This window comes from Streptomyces sp. NPDC102490 (assembly GCF_044765285.1).
Taxonomy (GTDB): domain Bacteria; phylum Actinomycetota; class Actinomycetes; order Streptomycetales; family Streptomycetaceae; genus Streptomyces.
Genome location: NZ_JBIWJU010000001.1, coordinates 374,205 through 397,317 on the forward strand (window position 1 = coordinate 374,205; position 23,113 = coordinate 397,317).

22 protein-coding genes are annotated in these 23,113 nt (G+C 72.9%); 13 read left to right on the forward strand and 9 right to left on the reverse strand.

Features of this window, described 5'->3' with window-relative positions; genetic code table 11:
- Window positions 1–38 precede the first annotated feature (38 nt).
- Complete coding sequence (locus ACIRGB_RS01690; protein WP_403857540.1) at window positions 39–635, reverse strand: helix-turn-helix domain-containing protein; 597 nt, start codon at window positions 633–635, stop codon at window positions 39–41.
- Between the two features lie 139 nt (window positions 636–774).
- Here ACIRGB_RS01690 and ACIRGB_RS01695 point away from each other — a divergent pair, with 139 nt between their 5' ends.
- The 4 genes from ACIRGB_RS01695 (at window position 775) to ACIRGB_RS01710 (ending at window position 3,578) form a co-directional block, all read left to right on the forward strand.
- Window positions 775–1,401 (forward strand): class I SAM-dependent methyltransferase, encoded by a 627-nt coding sequence (locus ACIRGB_RS01695; protein ID WP_403857543.1) that lies wholly within the window; start codon window positions 775–777, stop codon window positions 1,399–1,401.
- Window positions 1,402–1,448: 47 nt separating this feature from the next.
- Complete coding sequence (locus ACIRGB_RS01700; RefSeq protein ID WP_403857545.1) at window positions 1,449–1,946, forward strand: DinB family protein; 498 nt, start codon at window positions 1,449–1,451, stop codon at window positions 1,944–1,946.
- Between the two features lie 179 nt (window positions 1,947–2,125).
- A complete protein-coding gene (locus tag ACIRGB_RS01705) occupies window positions 2,126–2,260 on the forward strand; it encodes a hypothetical protein (protein WP_403857548.1) in 135 nt (44 codons plus the stop codon).
- The gene (locus ACIRGB_RS01710; protein WP_403857551.1) at window positions 2,241–3,578 is read left to right on the forward strand and encodes a M14 family zinc carboxypeptidase; all 1,338 of its coding nucleotides are present in this window, start codon (window positions 2,241–2,243) and stop codon (window positions 3,576–3,578) included. The genes ACIRGB_RS01705 and ACIRGB_RS01710 overlap by 20 nt, the downstream gene beginning before the upstream one ends.
- A gap of 23 nt (window positions 3,579–3,601) precedes the next feature.
- Here ACIRGB_RS01710 and ACIRGB_RS01715 read toward each other — a convergent pair whose 3' ends face one another.
- The 3 genes from ACIRGB_RS01715 to ACIRGB_RS01725 all read right to left on the reverse strand — a co-directional run bounded on the left by ACIRGB_RS01715 (window position 3,602) and on the right by ACIRGB_RS01725 (window position 7,187).
- Entirely contained in the window at window positions 3,602–4,228 is a 627-nt protein-coding gene (locus tag ACIRGB_RS01715; RefSeq protein ID WP_403857553.1) for a hypothetical protein, read from the reverse strand.
- A 528-nt stretch (window positions 4,229–4,756) separates the two neighbouring features.
- The gene (locus ACIRGB_RS01720; RefSeq protein WP_403857556.1) at window positions 4,757–6,250 is read right to left on the reverse strand and encodes a carboxylesterase/lipase family protein; all 1,494 of its coding nucleotides are present in this window, start codon (window positions 6,248–6,250) and stop codon (window positions 4,757–4,759) included.
- A gap of 22 nt (window positions 6,251–6,272) precedes the next feature.
- Complete coding sequence (locus tag ACIRGB_RS01725; RefSeq protein WP_403857559.1) at window positions 6,273–7,187, reverse strand: MBL fold metallo-hydrolase; 915 nt, start codon at window positions 7,185–7,187, stop codon at window positions 6,273–6,275.
- Window positions 7,188–7,348: 161 nt separating this feature from the next.
- On the opposite strand from ACIRGB_RS01725, the gene ACIRGB_RS01730 reads away from it, so the two are divergent.
- From ACIRGB_RS01730 to ACIRGB_RS01750, 5 genes are all read left to right on the forward strand, one after another.
- A complete protein-coding gene (locus ACIRGB_RS01730; protein ID WP_403857562.1) occupies window positions 7,349–10,120 on the forward strand; it encodes an AAA family ATPase in 2,772 nt (923 codons plus the stop codon).
- A gap of 246 nt (window positions 10,121–10,366) precedes the next feature.
- Window positions 10,367–10,687: a hypothetical protein gene (locus tag ACIRGB_RS01735; protein WP_403857565.1), complete on the forward strand. Its 321-nt coding sequence runs from the start codon at window positions 10,367–10,369 to the stop codon at window positions 10,685–10,687.
- Between the two features lie 126 nt (window positions 10,688–10,813).
- A complete protein-coding gene (locus ACIRGB_RS01740; RefSeq protein WP_403857568.1) occupies window positions 10,814–12,001 on the forward strand; it encodes a phosphatidylserine/phosphatidylglycerophosphate/cardiolipin synthase family protein in 1,188 nt (395 codons plus the stop codon).
- A 138-nt stretch (window positions 12,002–12,139) separates the two neighbouring features.
- On the forward strand, window positions 12,140–12,382 hold the full coding sequence (locus ACIRGB_RS01745; protein ID WP_076976080.1) for a DUF6411 family protein: 243 nt from the start codon (window positions 12,140–12,142) through the stop codon (window positions 12,380–12,382).
- Window positions 12,383–12,531: 149 nt separating this feature from the next.
- Entirely contained in the window at window positions 12,532–13,404 is an 873-nt protein-coding gene (locus tag ACIRGB_RS01750; protein ID WP_403857571.1) for a hypothetical protein, read from the forward strand.
- A 97-nt stretch (window positions 13,405–13,501) separates the two neighbouring features.
- On the opposite strand, the gene ACIRGB_RS01755 is transcribed toward ACIRGB_RS01750, so the two are convergent.
- Together ACIRGB_RS01755 and ACIRGB_RS01760 are read right to left on the reverse strand one after the other, a co-directional pair.
- On the reverse strand, window positions 13,502–14,179 hold the full coding sequence (locus tag ACIRGB_RS01755) for a pyridoxamine 5'-phosphate oxidase family protein (RefSeq protein WP_403857574.1): 678 nt from the start codon (window positions 14,177–14,179) through the stop codon (window positions 13,502–13,504).
- A complete protein-coding gene (locus ACIRGB_RS01760) occupies window positions 14,176–15,330 on the reverse strand; it encodes a globin domain-containing protein (RefSeq protein WP_403857577.1) in 1,155 nt (384 codons plus the stop codon). Before ACIRGB_RS01760 ends, ACIRGB_RS01755 begins: the two co-directional genes overlap by 4 nt.
- Window positions 15,331–15,864: 534 nt before the next feature.
- Here ACIRGB_RS01760 and ACIRGB_RS01765 point away from each other — a divergent pair.
- Entirely contained in the window at window positions 15,865–16,290 is a 426-nt protein-coding gene (locus ACIRGB_RS01765; protein WP_403857580.1) for a DUF6003 family protein, read from the forward strand.
- Between the two features lie 107 nt (window positions 16,291–16,397).
- Here the strand turns inward: ACIRGB_RS01765 and ychF are convergent, their stop codons facing one another.
- Window positions 16,398–17,486, reverse strand: a complete 1,089-nt coding sequence (ychF, locus tag ACIRGB_RS01770) for a redox-regulated ATPase YchF (RefSeq protein ID WP_356360745.1) — start codon at window positions 17,484–17,486, stop codon at window positions 16,398–16,400.
- A 185-nt stretch (window positions 17,487–17,671) separates the two neighbouring features.
- On the opposite strand from ychF, the gene ACIRGB_RS01775 reads away from it, so the two are divergent.
- Entirely contained in the window at window positions 17,672–18,277 is a 606-nt protein-coding gene (locus tag ACIRGB_RS01775; RefSeq protein ID WP_403857583.1) for a DUF6542 domain-containing protein, read from the forward strand.
- 214 nt (window positions 18,278–18,491) lie between these two features.
- On the opposite strand, the gene ppgK is transcribed toward ACIRGB_RS01775, so the two are convergent.
- Together ppgK and ACIRGB_RS01785 are read right to left on the reverse strand one after the other, a co-directional pair.
- Window positions 18,492–19,232, reverse strand: a complete 741-nt coding sequence (gene ppgK, locus ACIRGB_RS01780; RefSeq protein ID WP_403857586.1) for a polyphosphate--glucose phosphotransferase — start codon at window positions 19,230–19,232, stop codon at window positions 18,492–18,494.
- Window positions 19,233–19,261: 29 nt separating this feature from the next.
- Window positions 19,262–20,305 (reverse strand): 4-hydroxy-3-methylbut-2-enyl diphosphate reductase, encoded by a 1,044-nt coding sequence (locus ACIRGB_RS01785; protein WP_403857589.1) that lies wholly within the window; start codon window positions 20,303–20,305, stop codon window positions 19,262–19,264.
- A 127-nt stretch (window positions 20,306–20,432) separates the two neighbouring features.
- Between ACIRGB_RS01785 and ACIRGB_RS01790 the strand changes: the two genes are divergently transcribed.
- Window positions 20,433–21,815: an APC family permease gene (locus ACIRGB_RS01790; RefSeq protein WP_403857592.1), complete on the forward strand. Its 1,383-nt coding sequence runs from the start codon at window positions 20,433–20,435 to the stop codon at window positions 21,813–21,815.
- An 83-nt stretch (window positions 21,816–21,898) separates the two neighbouring features.
- Entirely contained in the window at window positions 21,899–23,107 is a 1,209-nt protein-coding gene (xseA, locus tag ACIRGB_RS01795) for an exodeoxyribonuclease VII large subunit (protein ID WP_403857595.1), read from the forward strand.
- The last annotated feature ends 6 nt before the right edge of the window (window positions 23,108–23,113 follow it).

Here is a 23,113-nt window from a genome sequence, read left to right on the forward strand (position 1 = left end):
CGCCCCGGCTCCCCCGCGGCCACCCCCCGGACGGCCGCTCAGTCGTCCCCGCTTCCACCGGCGCCGCCGCCGCGCACATGGGCCCGCACTCCTTGCAGCCCGAAGAGCACGAGCAGTTCGACCGCGCCGCCGTCGGCGCTGCCCAGCCAGTGCGGCAGGGAGGTGTCGAACTCGGCCGCCTCACCGGGCGACAGCGTCAGGTCGCGCTCCCCGACCAGCAACCGCAGCCGGCCGCCGAGCACGTACAGCCACTCGAAGCCCTCGTGGGTCTGCGGGGTCGGTTCGAGCGGGGCCGGGCGGCTCGGGATGATCATCTTGAAGGCCTGGGTGCCGCCCGGCCGCCGGGACAACGGCACGAAGACCATCCCGTAGCGCCGGATCGGCTTCAGGTGGATGCGGGGGTCGCCCGTGCGCGGGGCGCCGACGAGGTCGTCGAGGGGGACGTCGTAGATCCGGGCGAGCGGCAGCAGCAGTTCCAGGGTAGCGCGGCGCTGTCCGCTCTCCAGCCGGGACAGGGTGCTCTCCGACACGCCCGTCGCCGCCGAGAGGTGGGCGAGGGTGATGCCCCGCTCGCGGCGCAGCGCGCGCAGTCGCGGGCCCACGGCGTCGAGTACGTCGTCCGTTCCGGCGTCCATCGGGCCACCTTGTCATAACGGCAAGTTTTCGTGCCGGATCGGGCGGTCGCTGTCGACACTGGCCACGTCCGTCGCTCGTACCCGGTCCTGCCGGGCCGAGCCGGCCGACAGCCGCCCGACAGCCGACGAAGGAGTTGTGATGAGCGCCACCGATGCGGTCACGTTCTGGGACGGCGTGTACGCCGCCCGCCCGGCGCCCGACGCCCCGCGACCGAACGCCCGCCTCGTCGAGACGGTCACCGCCCTGCCGCCCGGCGACGCCCTGGACCTGGGGTGCGGCAGCGGCGGCGACGCGCTGTGGCTGGCCCGGCGGGGCTGGCGGGTCAGGGCCGTGGACATCTCCGGCGTGGCGGCCGAGCGGCTCGCGGGGCTCGCCCGCGCGCACGGCCTCGGCGACCTGGTGGACGCCGTACGGCACGACCTGCGCGGGTCCTTCCCCGAGGGCCGGTTCGACCTGGTCTGCGCCCACTACCTCCACACCCCCTTCGGCCTGGACCGCGCGTCGGTCCTGCGTGCGGCCGCCGACGCGCTGCGCCCGGGCGGGCGGCTGCTGGTCGTGGACCACGGCTCGACCGCGCCGTGGTCGTGGGACCAGGACCCCGACGTGCGGTACCCCTCCCCGGAGGAGGTCGCGGCGGACCTCGCCCTGGACCCGGCGACCTGGCGGGTCGAGCGGGCCGAGGCCCCGCGCCGGATCGCGTCCGGCCCGGACGGGCGCACCGCCGAGGTCGTCGACCACGTCCTGCTCGTCCGCCGCACGGGCTGACGGACCGTACGCCCGCCCGCCCTATCCCCCTCTGGAGGCCGGTCACCATGCCCACCACCCCCCGCACCCACCGCCGGGACACCCCGCCGCCCCGGACCGGCGGCAGCGAGGCCGAGACCCTGCGCGGGTTCCTCGACTATCTGCGGACCTCGATCGCCGGCAAGGTCGAGGGCGCCCCGGAACCGCAGGTCCGCACCGCCGCGGTGCCGTCCGGCACCAACCTGCTCGGTCTGCTCACCCACGTGACCCACGTCGAGCGCGCGCTCTTCCTCGGGGCGGAGGTGCGCAGCTGGCCGGCCACCTTCCGGGCCGCTCCCGAGGACGGTGTGGCCGAGGTCGTCGCCCGCTACCGCGAGGCCGTCGACCGGGCGAACCGCCTGCTCGACGACTGCGCCGACCTCGCTGAACCGCTCCCCCGGTCCCGCCCGGGCCGGCCCGCGCCCAGCGTCCGCTGGGCCCTGACCCACATGATCGAGGAGACCGGCCGCCACGCCGGCCACGCGGACATCCTGCGCGAGCTGATCGACGGCACGACGGGGCGCTGACGGGGCCGGTCCCTCAGGCCGCGCCCGCGGACCGGCGTGAGCGGCGGTTGCGCCACCGATCTTTCCGCGCCGACCTCGCATTCCCCAACCACACGGTCGACAAGGGACGTTGACACCAGTGATGGGGTGGGCGAACGCTGGCAAGGGCACAGAGTGCCCCGCACACCCACAGGCACCGCGTGTGCCACAGGCACGGCAGTCATCGCAGGCCGCAGGCACCATCGGAAGGAGACGGCATGGCGAACAAGATCGAGATCCGCCCGCTGGACAAGAAGGAGACCACGGGCGACAGCGGTGGCAACGGCGGCGCCTGACCGGACGCGCCCCACGCACCGCTACCTCACGGTCGCGGAGGTCACCGAGTCGGCGCGGCGGCTGGTCTCCCGGTTCCCCGGGGTCTGCCGCCTGCGCCGGATCGGTACCTCCCGGGCCGGCCGACCGATCCTGATGCTCTCCGTGGGCCATGGGCCGCGGCACGTCCTGGTGGTGGCCCGGCCGCACTCGGACGAGCCGGTGGGCGGCGCGACCGCGCTGGTCCTGGCGGAGCGGGTGGCCGACGGCGACCGCCGATCCCGGGCGACCGACCCCGACGCCGTCACCTGGGACATCGTCCTGTGTCTCGACCCCGACGGCGCGGCCCTGAGCGAGGGCCTGGAGGCGGCGACGGCCGCTCCCGGACACACCCTGGACCGCTACTACCGCGCCGCCTTCCGCCCGGTCGCGGCGGAGCAGCCGGAGTGGGCGCCCATCGAGGGGCGGCGACTCCCGGAGAGCCGTGCGCTGTTCGACGCGATCGACGAGCTGCGGCCCGTTCTCCAGTGCTCGCTGCACAGCGTCGACGTCGGCGGCACGTGGATCCAGCTGACCCGCGGCCTCCCCGGCCTCGCGGCGCCCTTCCGCGCGTCCGCCACCGCGGTCGGCGTCCCGGTCCAGCACGGCACGTACGACGCCCTGTACTGGGAGAACCCGGCCCCCGGCATCCACGTCCTGCCTGCGCCGGACAGCACCGACCGGCTGGCGGCCGGCTCCGAGAACATCGGCCTGTCCACCTGGTGCGCGCCCCAGCGGTACGGCGGTGTCACGGCGATCGTCGAAGTCCCCCTGTGGGCGACCGGTAGGGCCGACGACCTGTCCCCGCACCCCGACCCGGCCGGTGCCCTGCGCGAGCTGTCCGGGCTGGTGCGGGAGGGCGGACGGCAGGTGACCGCCGTCTTCGAGAAGGCCCGGGGCTTCCTGCCGCCGACCGGGGACAGCCCGCCCAGACGCGTACTCGAGTGGATGGCCGACGGCCTGTACGACCTGGTGACCGAATCCTGGGAGCCCCTGCTCCGGCAGCCGGACGAGGGTTCCCGCACCGCGGCCTCACCCCGGCTGACGACGGCCGGGATCAGCGCCCTCGAGGTCGTCGCGCGCCGCCAGCCGCTGCGCGCGGCCGGGCTCCTGCTGCGGCTGCTGCGGGCGGCCGACGACCCGGCGGCCGACGTACTCCACCACGAACTGGACGAACTCTTCACCACCTGGTGCACGGACTTCGAGCAGTCCCTGCGACTGCGCTGGGTGCCCGTGCCCGACCAGGTGGCACTCCAGACCCGCACGGTGGTAGCGGCGGCGGAGTGCGCGCTGAGGCGCTGACGCGTCTGGGGTGAACCCGCGGCTCACCCCACCCCATCGGGCCGGTCCTTGGCCCACCACAGGAATGCGGCGGCGTGCTGCTGGTTGGCGAAGCCGTCGCCGGCCAGAGCGTGCAGAAGGTCGTTGCTCCACAGGATGAGCCGGCCGAGGGTCCAGTTCACCGTCTCCGGATCGGGCAGCTCCAGCCCGTAGACGAGCCGGGCGATCTCGCGCTTGCCCCCGGCATCCGTCTGGTACTTGAGGATCGTAAGGAACCGGTCGGGCTGCACCACGCAGAGCACCCGCGTGAGCAGTGCTTCCTTGAACCCGGTCATGGCGAACGGCTTCGCACCCGTCAACAGGTGCTGGAGCCGGTCGGCGAGCGGAATGTCCTCGGGCCCGTACAGCAGGTACTCGATGGTCTGGCGGGTCGACTCCGCGGCCGCGGCGTCACCCATCGCGTTCCAGGCGGAGTTGAAGGTGGCCTGGTTCCCGGGGTGTGCTCCGACCTCGGAGTTGGCGAAGTCCTTCAGCACCCGGGGGTTGCACGTCCGCAACCCGTCCGGGGAGAAGACTTCCTGGTACTTCGACCAGTAGGCCGCGACTTCGGGATCGAAGTCGGGCCTGGTGTCGAGGTACCGGGCCTTGAGCCGGGCCACGCGTTCCCTCACCTCGGGTCCGACATCCTCCGGCTTGGGAAACCTGGCCTCCAGATCACCTAAGGAGCGCATCGACTGCCCGCGCGGCCGGGCAGGCGCCGGGGGCTCCCACTCATAACCGCACCGGTGCCTCACGACCCGGCGCCCGCCATCGAGGGACCGGACCACCTCGATGTCCTCGTCCTCACTGCACAGCGGACACATGGCCAGACTCATGACTCCCCCGCCCCCTCCCGGCGCCGCTCGCGCGGCCGCGCATCCCCTCGCGAGTCTGACAGACGGCAGGCGCCACCGTCCGCCACGTGAGACCTCTCCGGGAGGGGGCCACTCCCGCGCCCGGGAGGATGGCAGACCATGCGCGCGACGTCGCCGGGCCTGCCCCGCTACGCCCGCACCCAGGACCGGAGGACTCCCCGTGACGTTCCGGTGCACCGGTGTCAACGGGACGAGTCAACGAGTGCGCTCTGCTCATCGCCGTCATGGGAATCGCCGTCGAGGGCCTGGGCGGGCCCGGACACGGCTCCCACGGCTGACCCGCGTTCAGCTCCAGGCCCGCCGTTCCCGGCCGCGGGGGTCGTCGACTTGGGTCCATTCGGTGTCGATGCGCATGGTGGCCCGGCGGTCGGTGTCGTACGGGTCCCAGCCGGGGTCGCCGGTCCGGGCGAACCGGACCCAGGTGTCGTGGACGCGGGCGGCGAGGTCCACGGGGGCCTTGCCGGGGCCGAGCAGGGCCTCGGGGCCGTTGAGTTCGGGGCGGTCGGCGAGGTCGAAGACGAAGGGCAGTTCGACCCCGTGGGCGGCGCCGAGTGCTCCGTCCAGGGCGTGCGAGCGCCAGGCGAACTCGTAGGCGTAGGTGGCGGATCGCGGGTGGTGGGCCGCGTGGGCGTCGGCCAGGGCGCGGCTGCCCGCGCCGAACAGGGCGTCGGTCATGACGGCGGAGCGCAGTTCCGCGAAGGACGCCCCGGGGCGGGACGCGCGGTAGGTCTGGACGAGCCGCGCCGGATCGGGGTGCGAGCGGGCGGCGGCCTCGTCGACATCGGCGGCGGTGGAGGTGGCGTACGTGCCCGCCGGGACCAGGTAGAGGTTGCCCTCTTCGGTGGTGGTGCCGACGAGCAGGTCGACGTCGGCGGCGCGGCCGGCGGCGACGGATGCGGCGGGCTGGGTGTCCAGGACCAGGCTGAAGGGGCTGAGCCCGATCAGCGGGTCGCGGTGGGTTCCGGTCCGCAGGTCGAGGCCGACGAGCCGGCCGGCCGCCTCGACGAGCCGCTCGTCGGGGATGCCGGCGAAGGCGTCGACGGAGGGCTCGACGCCCAGCACCTCGCCCGCGGCCCTGGTGACGCGGGCGGCCTGCTCGGGCGTGAACGCGCCCAGCCCGCTGCCGCTCTGCACGATCGCGCGGTGGAACAGTCCGGCGGCCTCGGGGGTGGCGAGGACGCCGCCGACGGTGGTCGCCCCGGCCGACTGGCCGAAGAGGGTGACGTTGTGCGGGTCACCGCCGAAGGCGGAGACGTTCTCCCGCACCCAGCGCAGCGCGGCGACGACGTCGAGCAGGCCGCGGTTGGCGGGCGCCCCGGGGAGGTCGAGGAACCCGGCTATCCCGAGCCGGTAGTTGAGGGTGACGAGGACGACGCCGTCACGGGCGAACGCGGAGCCGTCGTACAGGGTGGCGCGTGTCGATCCGGCGACGAAACCGCCGCCGTGGACGAACACCATGACCGGCCGTCCGCCCCCTCCGGCGGCGGGCGCGAAGACGTTGACGGTGAGGTAGTCCTCGCCGCGGCTCCAGCCGGTGCCGAAGTAGGGGGTCATGTCGATGGCGCCGAGCCTGCGTTCGGCCTGCGGGGCGGTGGGTCCCGGCACGGTGGCGTCCCGTACGCCCTGCCACGGCTCGTGCGGGCGCGGCGGGGCGAACCGGCCGGCGCCGCGGGGCGGGGCGGCGTACGGGATGTTCAGGAAGGTGAGGGTGCCGCCCCGGCGCAGGCCGCGAACGGTGCCCCGCGCGGTGGTCACGACGGGGTCGGGGTGGTGGTTCATGGCGCGTGTCCTTCCGCGGACCTCAGGCCTGCTCGGTGTACGTGGAGAAGGGCGCCCAGCCCTTGACGGCGAACTTGTCCCCCTGGCGGACGACTTCGGCGGCGCCGTGGCCACCGAGGTGCGCGGGGAAGACGAGGGCGTTGTCGTCGGCCGCCGAGCCCAGGAGTTTGCGGCGGGTGGCGCGGGCTTCGGCGGGGTCCTCGCAGAAGCAGCTGTTGGCGTCGGGCTCGTGGATCTGGACCGGGCTGTGCAGCAGGTCGCCGACGAACAGGGCCCGGTCGGAGCCGGACTCCAGCCGCAGCACCGAGGAGCCGGGGGTGTGGCCGGGGGCGAGGTCGAGGCGCAGGTTGGCGTCGATCCGGTGGCTGCCCTCCCACAGCCGGGTGAGGCCGGCCGCGTGCACGGGGGCGACGCTGTCCTCGAAGACGTTCTGGTTGCCGCGGCCGAGCCGGGTCCTGATCTCGTTGGCGGGGTTCCAGTAGTCGAAGTCCGCCTTCGCCATGAGGTAGGTGGCGTGGGGGAACGTCGGTACCCAGGTCCGGCCGTCGAGGTAGGTGTTCCAGCCGACGTGGTCGACGTGCAGGTGCGTGTTGATCACGATGTCGACGTCCTCGGGGCGGACCCCGGCGCGGGCGAGATTGCCCAGGAAGTCGGTGTCCAGACGGCTCCACACCGGCGCGTACGGCCGGTCCTTGTGGTTGCCGACGCCGGTGTCGACCAGGATGGTCCGGCCCTCGCTGCGCAGCACCCAGGTCTGGATCGCGGTGTTCACGATCCGGGTCTCGGCGTCCAGGAAGTCGGGCACCAGCCAGGAGCGGTGCGTGTCCCACGCCTGGGCCGGGCTCTCCGGGACGAACTCCTCGGGTGTCAGGCCGACGGGGCCGTAGTACTCCCGGACTCGGGTCACGGTGACATCGCCGAGGGCGATGGTGTCCATGGTGGTCTCTTCCGTTCGATCGGTTCCGCGTGCTCGGCGCTCCCCCGTGCACCTGTTCCGCAAGGGTGCGCCGCGCTGCCGGGCCGCGGTATGCGTCAGGTGACTGCACCTGGCCCGGCCCTGCGACGCGGATGCGGCACCACCCCGCTATCGTCGGGAAGATGCCAGTTCCCGGAGGTCAGACGGTGCTGGGCCGGGAGACCGAGACCGCGGCCGTCATGCAGCGCGTCGCCCCCGACCGGTCCCACGGCGCGGTGCTGGTCGTCGAGGGCGAACCCGGTGTCGGCAAGAGCGTCCTGCTCGATCTCGCCGTGCGGCGGACGCGCGGCGCCGGCCATCGGGTGCTGCGAGCGGTCGGCAGCGAGTCCGAGGCCCCTCTCGCGTTCGCCGGTCTGCACCAGCTGCTCCGCCCGGTCCTCGCCGGCCTGGACGGCCTGCCTGCCCGGCAGCGTTCCGCGCTCCGGATCGCGCTGGGACTGGCCGACCCCACCGATCACCCCGATCACGGGGAGGCTCCCGATCCCCTGCTCGTCGGCCTGGCAGTGCTGACCCTGGTGTCGGACCTGGCGGAACCGGCACCGCTGCTCGTGGTGGTCGACGACGCCCAGTGGATCGACCGCGCGTCACTGGACGTCCTCTCCTTCGTGGCCCGGCGTATGGACAGCGAACCCGTGACGCTGCTGATGGGCGTACGGTCCGCGGCCGTGCTGCCCGGCTTCGACAAGGGCTACGAGCGGCTGGAGATCGGGCCGTTGAGCGGTGACGCGGCGAACCGGCTGCTGGATGAGCAGCCGAAGCGGCCCACCGGCCGCACCCGGGCCCGGATTCTGCGGGAGGCGGCGGGCAATCCGCTGGCCCTGGTCGAACTCACCCGTGCCGCGGCCGCCGCGGGCCGGCCGCCGCAGAGCAGCGCGGCGCAGGGTCCGCTGCCCGTCACCGACCGGCTGGAAGCGGTCTTCGCCCGGCACCTGCGGCATCTGCCGGACGCCACCCGCCGCGCCCTGCTGCTGCTCGCCGCCGCCGACGCGCCGGACGCGCCGGTGGCCGCGCGGGGCCTGCCCGGGGCGGACGACACGATGTGGGTGCCCGCCGAACGGGCGGGTCTCGTACGGCGGCACAGCACCGGGATCTCCTTCCGGCACCCGCTCGTCCGCTCGGCGGTCTACCACGCCGCGCCCTTCGCAGAACGCAGGCGGGCCCACCAGACGCTCGCCCAGTTGCTGGGCGAGGAGCCCGACCGCCGCGCCTGGCACCTCGCCGCCGCGACCGAGCGGCCCGACGAGCAGGTGGCGGCGCTCCTCCTGGAGACGGCGGACCGCGCCCGGCGCCGGGGCGGCCACGCCGCCGCTGCCGCCGCCCTGGAGCGCGCCGCGGAACTCAGCCCGCGCCGCGCGGACCAGGCGCGGCTGCTGGCCGATGCCGCGGGGACGGCCGTCTACACCGGCCAGCTCGGCTGGGTGGAACACCTGGCCGCCGAGGTCCGCAGGCGCAGCGACGATCCGGCGCTGACCGGCCGGGCCGCGCTGGCGACGGGGCAGCTCATGGCTCTGGGTCCGCACCACTCGGCTGCCTTCGCGCTGCTGTCGCGCATCGCCGAGGAGGCGGCGGACGCCCGGTCGTCCCGCCTGCTGGACGCGCTCGCCACGGCAGCGGTGGTCCGCTACTACTCGGGCGAGGAGTCCCAGCGGCGGCGCATCGAGGACCTCCTCCGCGCGCTACCGGACTCGCCCTCGGGCGGCGCGCTGCGCGCCTGGACGCTGGCCGTCTCCGATCCCACCGGCGCGGGAGCCGCCCTCGCCCCGGTGCTGCCCCGGCTGATCGCCGAGGCCGGGGACGACGCCGGGTCCCTGACCGCGCTCGCCGTCGTGGCCTGGCTGCTCGACCAGACCCCCCTCGCCGCCAGGACCTTCGACGAGGCGTTCGGCCGCTGGCAGGCCCACGGCCCGCTGCCGGCCGGTCTGGCCTGCGCCGCCGGCTGGGCCTATCTGGAACAGGGCCGCTGGGCCGAGGCCCGCTCGGTGGCCGCCGAGATCGCGGAGGTGGCCGCGCAGGCCGGACTGGACCACGCCGAGGCGTGCGCGCGGGCCCTCGACGCGACCGTGCTGGCGCTGCTCGGTGAGCCGGCCGAGGCCCGCGGGAACGCCGAGCGGGCGTTGGCCCTCGTCGATCCCCTGGAAAGCCGCTCCGTCGCGGTCTTCGCCCGCCGCGCCCTGGGGCTGGCGGCGGTGGCCGAGGGCGACTACGACACCGCGTACGCGCAGTTCCGCGCCGCCTTCACCGAGGACGGCGACCCGGTCCACTACCACGTCTCCCCCACCGTCCTGGCCGACCTCGCCGCGGCGGCCGTCCGCCGGGGACGGCGCGAACCCGCCGCGGAACTGCTGGAGCAGTCGGCGCGGCGTCCGGGCACCGTCCTGTCGGCACGGGTCCGCCTCCTGGCCGAGCGGAGCCGCGCCCTGCTCGCCGGGCCGGAGCACGCCGAACGGCACTACCGGGCGGCGCTGGCGGACGAAGCGGGCGAGCACTGGCCCTTCGAGCGGGCCCAGACCCGGCTGGACTACGGCGAGTGGCTGCGCCGGCAGCGCCGTATCGCCGAGGCCCGCGCGCTGCTGACCGGAGCGCTCGACACGTTCCGGCGGCTCGGCGCCCGCCCGTGGATCGAACGCGCGCAGGCAGAACTGCGCGCCGCCGGCATCGAGCCGAACGGCGTCGCCCCCGGCGCGATCACCGAACTCACCCCTCAGCAGCAACAGATCGTCCGGCTGGCGGCCCGCGGCCTGACCAACCGGGAGATCGGGGAGAAGCTGTTCCTCTCCCCGCGCACCGTCGGCTCGCACCTCTACCGCGTCTTCCCCAAACTGGGCGTCACCGCCCGCTCCCAACTGCGCGACGTGACCGGTGAGTCGGCGGCGCGGCGTTCGGTCGATCGGTGACCGCCCTGTCGGCGTAGGCAGATTCAGGCCAGATCCGGCGCAACCGGACTGCCCGTTCCGTCCCTGTTGCTCAGCTTTCCCGGTCGCTTCATGGTGGTATGGTCGATTGTTTGCTTGTCTTACGGCAACTACTCGGCGAGGCGGACCCCTGGGCCCACCGACCCGGGAAATGCACACTTGTCCCGCCCTGCATGCGTGGTCCCCCAGCCCGCGGCAACCGCCCCCGCTGTCGAAGGACACCCCGCGATGAGCACACCCGGCAGACGCATGCCCTGCTCCCACCCCACCCGGTGCCGCTCCGCCACGCGCCGGTCCACTGCTGCCGCCCAGTGGGCCGGTCGCCTGCTGTGCTGGAGCCTCGCCGCCGGCATGGCCACCGCCGCCGCCGATCTGCTCCTCGCCCCGCACGGCACCTGGTGGCACGCGCTGTGGCCCCTGCCCTGGTACCTCACCGCCGCAGCCGCCCTCACCTGGGCCTGCCTGCGCGCCCGCGAGAAAGCCGCACAGCGGCAAGCGGCGGAGGAGGAAGACGACGACTCCCCGGACGGGTGGGACCAGGCCGCCTGACCCGTCGGCACACCCACCCCTCCGGCGCGGCGGCCTAGCACCGGGAGGCCGGGATAGACTCCCGGCGCCCGACGGCGCCCGGAAGGACGCTTCGGGGCAGGCCCGCTCTCCCCGTAAGGACCAGGCATGACCGTCGCCGAACAGCACCCCGGCACCGACCGGGTCAGCATCCAGCGGCTGCGCCGCCGCCTGGAACGGCTGATCGGCGTCGCCGCCACCGAGGGCAACGAACTCGTCGCGCTGCGCAACGGCGACGAGATCTTCCCCGCCATGCTGGGCGCGATCCGGGCGGCCGAGCACACGATCGACATGATGACGTTCGTGTACTGGCGCGGGCAGATAGCCCGCGACTTCGCCGCCGCCCTCGCCGACCGGGCCCGGGCCGGAGTACGGGTCCGGCTGCTGCTGGACGGCTTCGGCGCCAAGGAGATCGAGCGGGACCTGCTGGATGCCATGGGGGCTGCGGGCGTACAGATCGCCTGGTTCCGCAAACCGCTGTGGCTGTCGCCGTTCAAGCAGAACCACCGTTGTCACCGCAAGGCCCTCGTCATCGACGAGCACACCGCCTTCACCGGAGGAGTCGGCATCGCCGAGGAGTGGTGCGGCGACGCCCGCGACCCCGGCGAGTGGCGCGACACCCACGTCCGGCTGCGCGGCCCGGCCGTGGACGGTGTCGCCGCGGCCTTCGCCCAGAACTGGGCCGAGTGCCACGACGAGCTGTACGACGACCGGGACCGGTTCTCCGAACACACCCAGCCCGGCGACTCCATCGTCCAGGTGGTGCGCGGCTCGGCCAGCTTCGGCTGGCAGGACATGCAGACCCTCATCCGCGTCATGCTCACCTCCGCCGAGCACCGCTTCCGCCTGGCCACCGCCTACTTCGCCCCGGACACCTACTTCATCGACCTGCTCTGCGCCACCGCCCGGCGCGGCGTGGCGGTGGAGATCCTGCTCCCCGGCCCGCACACCGACCAGCGGGCCTGCCAGTTGGCCGGCCAGTACCACTACGCCCGTCTGCTGGACGCCGGGGTGTCGATCCGCCAGTACCAGCCGACCATGCTGCACGCCAAGATCATCACCGTGGACGGGCTGGCCGCCCTGATCGGGTCCACCAACTTCAACCGGCGCTCCATGGACCACGACGAGGAAATCATGCTCGCCGTCCTGGACCAGGAGTTCACCGCCGGCCTGGACCGGGACTTCGACGCCGACCTGGAACGCAGCACCGCCATCGACCCGGACCGCTGGAAGCGCCGCGCCGCCCTGCAACGCCTCCGGGAGACGGCCGTCCTGCCCCTGCGCCGGTTCCTGTGACCTGACGGAGCGGCCGGCGCGGGACCGGACCGCGAGCGAGGCGTCCGGTCCCGGGGCAGGCGCGGCCCGGCGCATGGCGGCCCGTATCCAGGGCAACCGACAGACACGTCGGAGATCCCTGGATTCTGGAGTCTCATCATGATGATCGTAGGAATCGTCGCCGTGTGCGTCGTTCTCGCCGTCCTCGCTTTTCTCGTCCCGCGCCTCTCCCACCACCCGCAACGCGGGACCCAGCGCACGCTCGGCCTCGGGTCCCGAGCCGGAGGGAAGGCCCCCGGCATCCTCGGTCGCGCCTTCAGCAAGCCCTTCCGGAGCAGCTCCAAGGCCGTTGGCCGCAGCGGTTCGGCCGGCCGACGGGCCCGTGGCCACATGCCGTTCTGACACGCATCACCACTGGACCCGGCCCCCGCCCCAAAGTCCCTTTTTCGTAGGTGCGTTGGGAATCTTTCGGGGCATTCGGTACGGCGTGCGGGCGTGATGCGACGCCGGCTACCACACATCGAAGAGGGGCTGGGGACATGGGGACGCACATGCGTGTCAACGGGACGAGGGCCGGTGCGATCGCGGTCGCCGCGATCGTGGGAAGCCTCGTCCTGTCGGGATGCGGCGGGGGCGACGAGTCCGAGTCGAAGGGCTCCGACGCGTCGCCGAGCGCGAGCGGGAGCGACGGCGCCCGCGAGCAGGGCACTACGGAAGTGCGAGCGGCCTACGACAAGACCGCCGAAGCCGAGTCGGCGCGGATGACCCTCCAGACGAAGGCCGCGGCGGAGGGCCAGACGATCACGACCGAAGGCAAGGGTGTCATCGACCTGGACGACGGGAACAGCGTCATGACCGTCACCGGGCAGGACAAGAGCATCGAGCAGCGCGTGGTCGACCAGGTCCTCTACCAGAAGACCCCCGGCCAGAAGGCCCCCGGCGGCAAGCCCTGGATCAAGATCGACCTGAAGAAGGTGGCCGCGCAGCAGGGGGTGAGCAACCAGCAGATCGGCGACCCTGCGCAGACCGCCGCCTACGCCAAGGCGATCACCGACAAGGGCGTCAAGAAGGTCGGCACCGAGAAGGTCGACGGAGTCGACACCACGCACTACAAGGTGTCCGTGGACGTCTCGAAACTGCCGGGCGGCGACCGGTTGAGCCGGCAGATCGGCCCGACGCTGCCCATGCAGGTCTGGCTCGACGACGAGGGCCGGCTCCGGCAGCAGCGGGTCGACATGACCGTCAAGGCTCCCGCTTCCGCGTCCGCGAAGCCGGGCACCGGCGCGTCCCCGCAGCAGGTCAAGGTGAGCACGGTGATGCAGTTCTCGGACTTCGGTACCGAGGTCGACGCCAAGGCCCCGTCGGCCGGCCAGGTGGCCGACATGACCGATCAGGCGTTGCAGGGCGGAAACCAGCAGAGCTGACCACCGCCGCGCTCGACAGCCGCTCTCGACGCCCCGCTCCGGCGGTCTCCGCACCGGTCGCCGCCGGAGCCGGGTGGCGCCGGAGCCGGGTGGCGCCTCAGGTCTGGTCGGGGACGAGCCGTAGCCGTTCATGCTCCCGGACGGGCAGGCCGGGCCCGGGGCCCTGCTGCCCGGCTGGGTGAGGCTGGGGCACGGGCGGGACGAAGTAGTCGCTGTCCTTGGGCCGGTTCGCCCCTCTGGGACGGGGCGCCGGTTCGAGGTGCGGTATGTACTTCGAACACTGGACGTAGGCCTCGTCCACCGTGAGGTGGACCCACAGGGCGGGCTTCCGGCTCTGGGCGGTGTCGACGGGCAGGTGCGGGTAGACGCGTCGCTGCTCGGCGTCACTGACCACCTGAGCCGTTCCGTTGACGTGCAGCCCTATGTGGTGGTGGGTGAAGTCGATGAAGAGCATGCCCAGGTGCGGGTTCTCGACGATGTTCCCATTGCCCGCGTGGACCCCGTTGCCCCGGTACTCGGGGTAGGTGAGGGTGCGGGCGTCGAGGTCGATGACGAAGCCCGGGGGCCCGGCCCGGAATCCGGTGTCGCAGTTGCCGGCCGCGTCGGCGGTCGACAGGAACACCATGTATTGGCTCCGGATGAACTCCCGCATCGGGGCCGTGAGTTCGGGCTGGACCTGCCGGTCGTAGAAGACCGCGGCGCGGTCGGCCGTGCCCAGGTGAGTCTGTAGGAGACGTTCGCCTGCGGAGCCGGGGCCTGCGGGCCGGTCGTTCATATGCGGTAGTCCTCTTCCTGCTCCTGGTGTACCGGCTCCAGTGGGGCGTCCAGCACCGGGACGCCCAACGGGTCGTGGTGGATGCGGGAGGCGGGCATCCCGGCCCTCAGAAGTACCTCCCGCGTGGCGGCGATCATGCCGGGCGGCCCGCTGACGAACGCGGCCGCGTGATCCCACGGGCCGGACGCGGCGATCACGTCCGGCAGGAACCCTTGGGCTCCGGGAACGTACTCGTGGGAGACGGCGGCCCGGACCGACAGCCAGTGGTGACGCTGAGCCATACGGAGCATGTCGTTGAAGCCGTACAGTTCGTCGCCGGTGCGCGCTCCGACGAAGACGCTCGCCCGCCGTTCCGGGTGACTCTGCTCCGCCGCGAGCTGTTCCACCAGCGCCCTGACCGGAGCGAGACCCGTGCCTCCGGCCACGAAGAGCAGATCGCGCGCGGTGGTCGCCGAGAGCAGCATGTCGCCCTCCGGAGGACCGAGGCGCACGACGTCGCCCACCTGCGCCCGGTAGACGAGCGCGTGGCTGACGTGGCCGCCGGACACATGGCGGACGTGGAAGGTCAGGGTCGAGTCCGACCGGGGGGCGTTGGCCGGGGAGTAGTGCCGCCACACGCGGGGCCGCCACGGCGTTTCCATGCTGACGTACTGGCCGGCTCGGTAGGGGTAGACCGGGTCCGTCGCCACGGTGATCTCCGCCAGCGCGTTGCCCAGGCGGCGGTGTTCGACGATGCGGGCTTCCCAGACCGCGGGGCGCAGCCGGGTGTCGTCCTCCGCGGCGAGGATCATCGCCTCGGACGCGATCCCGTAGGCGCGCTGCCAGGCCAGGGAGATCTCCGGCGTCCAGGCGGGCCCCGCGTAGCGGGCGAGCGTCTCCAGCAGGCATTCGCCCACGGCCGCGTAATGGGCCGTCACGGCGCCGAACTTCCGGTGGTCGCGGCCGAGTCGGGAGCAGAAACGCGCCAGGTGTTCCGGGGAGTCGACGAGATCCACGATCCGCAGCAGGGCCCGCAGCAGCCGGTCCCGCTGCACGTCCATGTCCTCGGGGAAGAGATCACGGACGCCGGGATAGCGCACGAACAGGATGGCGTAGAAGTAGACGGCGACCTCCGCGGCCTGCGGCTCGATCACCGCGAGGCTGCGGCGCACGAGCTCGCACTCAGGAGGGCTCAAGGGCTGGGGAAGAGCGGCTGCCACCCGGGGCGGACGGGACCGCGGGTCGGCCCCGGACACCGGCGGGCCGCCGCGGTAGCCCTCGACGTGGGAAGGGTCGGTGCCTAGCGTCACCCGGCGCCCCGCTCACCGGTCGGCACCGGTCTGACCGTCGTGTCCCCGCACTGCCCCTGCACGTCGCTCCGATCACTTACTCGTTCCGGTTGACCGCATACCTCACTGCTGATTATTTGTTTCATGGCAACATTTAGCGTAAGCCGACAGCTGTGGCAAACGAGTGAGGCGACCCGAGACTACACACTCATCGGAATGCCAATCCCGGGGCCTACTACCCGCTTTACGGCTGTCGATGGGTCCGCCGCCCCTCCCTCCGGCGGCCGGCCTGCGCCGACGCTCCGCACCGGGAGCATCACCGGGCCCGGCCCCCGTGGGCACTCGCGGCACCCGCGGACGGATTCCGCTAGCATCGCAGTGCTTCGCTCCGCATCTCAACGAGAGATGACCGTCACCATGGCTGAGGCGGCCTACCTGTTCGTGCTGCCCGACCCGCACACCCGACTGGGGGCGCCGGCCGCGGCAGTGGGCGAACTCGAGTGCATGGAAACCCCTGCCCTGCTGGCGCGGCTGCACGCCCACGACGTCACCGCGAGCAGCGACCTGCTCAGGGTGATCCCCCAGGAGGCGGGCGGCAGCATCCCCGAGGACGCCGAACGCCTGCCCATCCCCCTCAGCGCGGAGGAGGCCGACCGCGTCCGCGGAGCCTGCGCACCCCGCTCGACCGCGGAAGTCGAGGCGGAACTCCGCGCCTTCCGCCATACGAACGACGACCGCGAACGCATGATCAGCCAGGCCCTGGCCCGAGGCGTCCCCGCGCACCGCATCGCCCAACTCACCGGCCTGGACCCGTCAGAGGTCGCCCAGACCCCCGGCGCCTGACACCTGCTGTCCCGCCGTCCGCCGTACGTCTCGACGGTGAGGCCCCCGCGCCGCCATGCGGTGCGGGGGCCTCACCGCGCGCGGTGCGAAGGGGCGTACGTCATCCGCTAGACGTTGAAGCGGAACTCCACCACGTCCCCGTCCTGCATCACGTAGTCCTTGCCCTCCATGCGCGCCTTGCCCTTGGCGCGGGCCTCGGTCACCGAACCGGTGGTGACCAGGTCGTCGAAGGAGATGACCTCCGCCTTGATGAAGCCCTTCTGGAAGTCGGTGTGGATGACACCGGCGGCCTCGGGAGCGGTGGCGCCCTTCTTGATGGTCCAGGCGCGGGATTCCTTGGGGCCGGCCGTCAGGTAGGTCTGCAGGCCGAGGGTGCGGAAGCCGACGTGGGCGAGGGTGGCGAGGCCGGGCTCCTCCTGGCCGACGGACTGGAGGAGTTCGAGGGCCTCGTCCTCGTCCAGCTCGGCGAGGTCCGCCTCCAGCTTGGCGTTGAGGAAGATCGCCTCGGCGGGGGCGACCAGGGCGCGCTGCTCGTCCTTGAAGTCGTCGTCGGTCAGCTCGTCCTCGTCGACGTTGAAGACGTAGAGGAAGGGCTTCGTCGTGAGGAGGTGGAGGTCGTGGAGGAGTTCCGCGCGCTCGGTGCCCTGGAGAATGCCCCGGGAGAAGAGCGTGTCGCCCTTCTCCAGGATCTCCTTGGCCTCCTCGACGGCCTTGACCTTGGGAGCGACGTCCTTCTTGATGCGCGACTCCTTCTGGAGGCGCGGGAGGACCTTCTCGATGGTCTGGAGGTCGGCGAGGATCAGCTCGGTGTTGATCGTCTCGATGTCGTCCTTCGGCGAGACCTTGCCGTCGACGTGCACGACGTTCTCGTCCTTGAAGGCGCGGATGACCTGGCAGATCGCGTCGGACTCGCGGATGTTGGCCAGGAACTTGTTGCCCAGGCCCTCGCCCTCGCTGGCGCCGCGCACGATGCCCGCGATGTCGACGAAGTCGACCGTCGCCGGGAGGATCTTCTCGGAGGAGAAGATCTCGGCCAGCTTCGCCAGGCGGGGGTCCGGGACGCCGACCACGCCGACGTTGGGCTCGATCGTGGCGAACGGGTAGTTGGCCGCGAGCACGTCGTTCTTGGTCAGGGCGTTGAACAGGGTCGACTTGCCGACATTCGGCAGACCGACGATTCCGATCGTGAGCGACACGTTGCGACTTCCCGTACGTGAGATGCGGAGGGGCGGGTGGGATGGGGCAGGCCGGACAGGGGCCGATCCACCAGTCTACGGGGTGTGCCGTGCCGGGCCCGCTCGGAGTCGAACGCTTGGCCAAGGCGCGCCCCACGGCGTGTCTGTCGGCCTATTCGGCACATAAACCGACCTAAGTTGGTCCAGTGGAGCAACACAGGACGCGACCTGCGCAGTACGGACCGCGACGAAGCCGGGCGCCGCTGCCCGCACAGGGCCGGGGCGGTGCCGCCGCCGCGCGGCCGCCGGCGGGCCGGGTGGCCGGGCGGCCGGTGGGACGGCCCGAGGGCCCGGCACGCCCGGCTCCGGGGGCGGGTTCACCGGTGGCCAGGGTCGTGCGGGCCGTGCGCGGGATGCCCAATCCGCGGTTGACGGGGCTCGGCAGCGGTCTGTTCTGCGCGGCCGTGATGACCCTGCTGGGCTTCCTGGACGAGCTGCTGTTCGGCGCGTCCCTGACCGTGTACGGGGTGCTGTTCGTGCCGGTGAGCCTGCTCACCGCGCTCTGGGTGCGCCGGGGCGACCTGCTGACCGCCCCCGTCGTGGTGCCGATCGCCTTCGCCGTGGGCCTGGTGCCCGTGGCGGAGAGCGGGGACGGTCCCGCCGGGCGGCTGATGGGGCTCGTCACCGCGCTCGCCACCGAGGCCGGGTGGCTGTACGGCGGGACGCTGGTCGCCGGGTCGGCGGTGATCGTCCGCCGGATCCGGCTGGTGCGGCGACGGGCCGCCGCCCGGAACCGGGCCCCGGCCGCGTGACGAGGCTCCCGGCCGCGTGACCCGCGAACCGGGCACTGGCCCGCGTGACGAGGCTCCCGGCCGCGTGACCGGGCTCCCGGCCGCGTGAACCGGGCCCCCGGCTCGCGTGACGGGCCAACCGACCGCGTGACCGGGCTACCGCCGCGTGACAGGCCAACCGACCGCGTGACCGGGCTACCCGCCGCGTGACCGCCCCTTCGCGGCCGCCCCCCGCTCAGCCCGCCGCGTGCATCGCCGCGCCCACGATTCCCGCGTTGTTCTGGAGCTGGGCGGGGACGATCTCCGCCCGGATGCCCTCGATGTGGGGCAGGAACTTGTGGGACTTGCGGCTGACGCCGCCGCCGATGATGAACAGCTCCGGCGAGAACAGCATCTCGACGTGGGCGAGGTACTTCTGGACCCGGTGGGCCCAGTGGTCCCACGACATGTCGTGGTCGTCCTTGACCTTGCTGGAGGCCCGCTTCTCCGCGTCGTGACCGTCCAGCTCCAGATGGCCCAGCTCGGTGTTGGGGACCAGGACCCCGTCGGTGAACACCGCGCTGCCGATGCCGGTGCCGAAGGTGAGCAGGATGACCGTCCCCTTGCGGCCGCGCCCGGCGCCGAAGTGCATCTCGGCGACGCCCGCCGCGTCCGCGTCGTTGACCACCGTCACGTCGAGCCCGCCCAGCCGTTCGCTGAACAGGGCGCGCGCGTCGGTGTCGACCCAGCCCTTGTCGACGTTGGCCGCCGTGCGCACCGTCGCGCCGCCCGTCACCACGCCCGGGAAGGTGAGGCCGACCGGGCCGGTCCAGCCGAAGTGCTCGACGACCTGCCTGACCCCGTCGGCCACCCCGTCGGGGGTCGCCGGGTGCGGGGTCAGCACCTTGCAGCGCTCCTGGGCCAGGTCGCCTTTGTCGAGGTCCACAGGGGCGCCCTTGATCCCGGATCCGCCGATGTCCACGCCGAAGATCTGCATGGCCCTACGTTACGACGGACGACTGACGGTCACGCCCCGGGTGCACCCGCGGTCCCGGCGGTACCCGCGGCCCCCGAGCCGCCCCGCTCCGCCACCAGGGTCGCCGCCTCCTCGCGCAGGTCGCGGCGCAGCTCCTTGGGCAGCGAGAAGGTGATCGACTCCTCGGCGGCCTTGACGATCTCCACGTCCTCGAAGCCGCGCCGCGCGAGCCACTCCAGGACCTGCTCGACCAGGACGTCGGGGACGGAGGCGCCGGAGGTGACGCCGACCGTGCTGACGCCGTCCAGCCAGGACTCCTCGATCTCGTCGGCGAAGTCCACCAGGTACGCCTCGCGGGAGCCGGCCTGCTTGGCGACCTCGACCAGGCGCTTGGAGTTGGAGGAGTTGCGGGAGCCGACGACGATCACCAGCTCGGCCTCGGCGCCCATCTGCTTCACCGCGAGCTGGCGGTTCTGCGTGGCGTAGCAGATGTCGTCGCTCGGCGGGGAGATGAGCTGCGGGAACTTGTCCTTGAGCGCGTCGACGGTCTCCATCGTCTCGTCGACGGAGAGGGTGGTCTGGGAGAGCCAGACGACCTTCGACGGGTCGCGGACCTCGACCTTCGCGACGTCCTCGGGCCCGTCGACGAGCTGGATGTGGTCGGGGGCCTCGCCGGAGGTGCCGATGACCTCCTCGTGGCCCTCGTGGCCGATCAGCAGGATGTCGTAGTCGTCGTTCGCGAAGCGGACGGCTTCCTTGTGGACCTTGGTGACGAGCGGGCAGGTGGCGTCGATGGTGGCGAGACGGCCGCGCTCGGCCTCCTCGTGGACGACCGGGGCCACGCCGTGCGCGGAGAACATCACGATGTTCCCCGGGGGGACCTCCTCCGTCCGCTCGACGAAGATCGCGCCCTTCTTCTCCAGGGTCTGGACGACGTACTTGTTGTGGACGATCTCGTGCCGGACGTAGACCGGAGCCCCGTACTGCTCCAGGGCTTTCTCGACGGCGATCACGGCGCGGTCCACACCCGCGCAGTAGCCACGGGGGGCGGCGAGCAGGACACGGCGGCCAGGCGAAGCAGTCATGGCACCCATCGTAAGGCCGCGTTCGGCGGGTCAAAGATCGCGTGGGTGCGGCGTTGCCGGGGAGACTGGCGGGAACGTTCCGAGGCGGAGTCCGAAGGAGAACCGGGGCGGGAACCCAGGCACAGGCGGAGGCACGATGGCACAGACCGGTACGACGGCCCCGGGGGCCGGTGAGGAACAGCAGCTGAAGCGCAGTCTGGGCTTCAGGGACCTGGTCGTCTACGGGTTGCTGTTCATCGCGCCGATGGCGCCGGTCGGCGTGTTCGGCACGCTGGACGCCAAGTCGCACGGCGCGGTGGCCCTCGTGTACGTCGTCGCGACGGTCGCGATGGCGTTCACCGCATTCAGCTACGCGCAGATGGTGCGGGTGGTCCCCCAGGCGGGATCGGTGTTCGCGTACGCGCGCGCGGGACTCGGCAACGGGGCCGGGTTCATCGCGGGCTGGATGGCGATGCTGGACTACGTCCTCATCCCGGCGGTGGCCTACCTCTTCTCCGGCATCGCCATGGAGGCGCTGGTCCCCGAGGTGTCGCGGTGGGTGTGGACGGCGATCGCGGTGGTCGTCACGACGCTGCTGAACGTGTGGGGGGTGCGGACGGCGGCCCGGGTGGGCTTCCTGGTGCTCGCCATGGAGATCGTCGTACTGCTCGTCTTCGTGGCCACCGCGATCGTGGTCCTGGCGCAGGACGGGGCCGAGCGCGACTGGCTGTCGCCGCTGTCGGGGGACGGCACCCAGGGGGCGTTCGCCCTGTCGGCGGTGGTCGGCGCGGTGTCCGTGGCGGTGCTGTCGTACCTGGGCTTCGACGCGATCGCCACCTTCGCGGAGGAGGTCACCGGCGGCTCGGCGAAGGTCGCGCGGGCGCTGCTGTTCTGCCTGGCGCTGGCGGGCGTGCTGTTCGTGGCGCAGACGTACCTGGTGGCGCTCCTGGAGCCGGTGTCGTCGGCGCGGCTTGCGGCGGAGCCGGAGCGGCAGGGGTCGGCGTTCTACGACGCCGTGGACGCGTCGGTGGGCACGTGGCTGCACGATCTGGTGGCGGTGAGCAAGGCGATCGGCGCGGCGTTCGCGGCGCTGGCCGGGCAGGCGGCGGCCGGACGGCTGCTCTTCGCGATGGGCCGGGACCGCCGGCTGCCGGGGGTGCTGTCGCGGACGGACGCCGGGGTGCCGCGCGTGGCCCTGCTGGTGTCGGCGGTGATCACGATGGCGGCGGCGGTGTGGGCGGCGCGCCGGGACGACGGTCTCGACCACCTGGTCTCGGTGGTCGACGTCGGGGCGCTGACCGCGTTCACGCTGCTCCACGCGAGCGTGGTGGGCTGGTTCGTCGTCCGGCGCGGCGCGGGCCGGGTGAGCTGGTGGCGGCATCTGGTGGTGCCGGTGCTCGGCGCGGCGATCACGATCGCGGTGATCGTGGAGGCGTCGGGCACCGCGCAGGTGGTCGGGGCGATCTGGCTGGCGGTGGGTCTGGTGGTGCTGGCCGTGCAGTGGAGGGGGCGGCGGGACCCGGACCGGGCGGGCGTGTGACGGGCGGGCGGTGACGGGCGGGCGTGTGTCGGGGGCGGTCTCGGTGGGTCCCGTTGTCGGACCCGGCCGTTACGCTCGGGCGCATGGCTGCCAATTCCTCCCCCGAAAGCCCGCTGCCCGTGGGCGAGGTCTCACGGCTGATCGGGGGCTGGATCGACCGGCTCGGCGCGGTCTGGGTCGAGGGGCAGATCACCCAGTTGTCGCGGCGGCCGGGCGCCGGGGTGGTGTTCCTGACGCTGCGCGACCCGTCGTACGACGTCTCCGTGAGCGTGACCTGCTACCGGCAGGTGTTCGACGCCGTGGCGGACGTGGTCGGCGAGGGCGCGCGGGTGGTCGTGCACGCGAAGCCGGAGTGGTACGCGCCGCGGGGGCAGCTGTCGCTGCGGGCCGCCGAGATCAAGCCGGTGGGCGTCGGTGAGCTGCTCGCGCGGCTGGAGCAGCTGAAGAAGGCCCTCGCGCGCGAGGGGCTGTTCGCGGCGGAGCGCAAGAAGCCGCTGCCGTTCCTGCCGCAGCTGGTCGGCCTGGTGTGCGGGCGGGCGTCGGCGGCCGAGCGGGACGTGCTGGAGAACGCCCGGCACCGCTGGCCCGCCGTCCGCTTCGAGGTGCGCAACGTCCCGGTGCAGGGCGTGCACGCGGTGCCGCAGGTGGTGCAGGCGGTGAAGGAGCTGGACGCGCTGGACGACGTGGACGTGATCGTCGTCGCGCGCGGCGGTGGCAGCGTGGAGGACCTGCTGCCGTTCTCCGACGAGCAGCTGGTGCGGGCGGTGGCCGCCTGCCGTACGCCGGTCGTCTCGGCGATCGGCCACGAACCGGACAGCCCCCTGCTCGACCTGGTCGCCGACCTGCGCGCGTCCACGCCGACCGACGCCGCGAAGAAGGTCGTGCCGGACGTCGGCGAGGAGTACGAGCGGGTACGGCTGCTGCGGGACCGCGCGCGGCGGTGCGTGGCGGCGTTCGTCGACCGCGAGGAGCGCGGGCTGGCCCACGCGCTGGCCCGGCCGTCGATACAGGACCCGCACCGGATGATCGAGGAGCGGGCCGAGCAGGTGACGGCCCTGCTGGAGCGTGGCCGCCGCTCGCTGCGGCACCACCTCGACCGGGCCGACTCCGAGCTGACCCACACGCACGCGCGCGTGGTGGCCCTCTCCCCCGCCGCGACCCTCAAGCGCGGGTACGCGGTGCTCCAGCGGGCCGACGGCCACGCGGTCCGCGACCCCGGCGAGGTGGAGCCCGGCGAGACGCTGCGCGCCCGGGTCTCCGAGGGCGATTTCTCCGTACGAGTCGACGCATAGGGTGAG

What these genes read in the sequence shown, in the direction of transcription:
- ACIRGB_RS01690 (WP_403857540.1), bottom strand. Translation starts at nt 635, where the DNA reads ATGGACGCCGGAACGGACGACGTACTCGACGCCGTGGGCCCGCGACTG.
- ACIRGB_RS01695 (WP_403857543.1), top strand. Translation starts at nt 775, where the DNA reads ATGAGCGCCACCGATGCGGTCACGTTCTGGGACGGCGTGTACGCCGCC.
- ACIRGB_RS01700 (WP_403857545.1), top strand. Translation starts at nt 1,449, where the DNA reads ATGCCCACCACCCCCCGCACCCACCGCCGGGACACCCCGCCGCCCCGG.
- ACIRGB_RS01720 (WP_403857556.1), bottom strand. Translation starts at nt 6,250, where the DNA reads ATGAACCACCACCCCGACCCCGTCGTGACCACCGCGCGGGGCACCGTT.
- ACIRGB_RS01725 (WP_403857559.1), bottom strand. Translation starts at nt 7,187, where the DNA reads ATGGACACCATCGCCCTCGGCGATGTCACCGTGACCCGAGTCCGGGAG.
- ACIRGB_RS01730 (WP_403857562.1), top strand. Translation starts at nt 7,349, where the DNA reads ATGCCAGTTCCCGGAGGTCAGACGGTGCTGGGCCGGGAGACCGAGACC.
- ACIRGB_RS01735 (WP_403857565.1), top strand. Translation starts at nt 10,367, where the DNA reads ATGAGCACACCCGGCAGACGCATGCCCTGCTCCCACCCCACCCGGTGC.
- ACIRGB_RS01740 (WP_403857568.1), top strand. Translation starts at nt 10,814, where the DNA reads ATGACCGTCGCCGAACAGCACCCCGGCACCGACCGGGTCAGCATCCAG.
- ACIRGB_RS01745 (WP_076976080.1), top strand. Translation starts at nt 12,140, where the DNA reads ATGATGATCGTAGGAATCGTCGCCGTGTGCGTCGTTCTCGCCGTCCTC.
- ACIRGB_RS01750 (WP_403857571.1), top strand. Translation starts at nt 12,532, where the DNA reads ATGCGTGTCAACGGGACGAGGGCCGGTGCGATCGCGGTCGCCGCGATC.
- ACIRGB_RS01755 (WP_403857574.1), bottom strand. Translation starts at nt 14,179, where the DNA reads ATGAACGACCGGCCCGCAGGCCCCGGCTCCGCAGGCGAACGTCTCCTA.
- ACIRGB_RS01765 (WP_403857580.1), top strand. Translation starts at nt 15,865, where the DNA reads ATGGCTGAGGCGGCCTACCTGTTCGTGCTGCCCGACCCGCACACCCGA.
- ppgK (WP_403857586.1), bottom strand. Translation starts at nt 19,232, where the DNA reads ATGCAGATCTTCGGCGTGGACATCGGCGGATCCGGGATCAAGGGCGCC.
- ACIRGB_RS01785 (WP_403857589.1), bottom strand. Translation starts at nt 20,305, where the DNA reads ATGGGTGCCATGACTGCTTCGCCTGGCCGCCGTGTCCTGCTCGCCGCC.
- ACIRGB_RS01790 (WP_403857592.1), top strand. Translation starts at nt 20,433, where the DNA reads ATGGCACAGACCGGTACGACGGCCCCGGGGGCCGGTGAGGAACAGCAG.
- xseA (WP_403857595.1), top strand. Translation starts at nt 21,899, where the DNA reads ATGGCTGCCAATTCCTCCCCCGAAAGCCCGCTGCCCGTGGGCGAGGTC.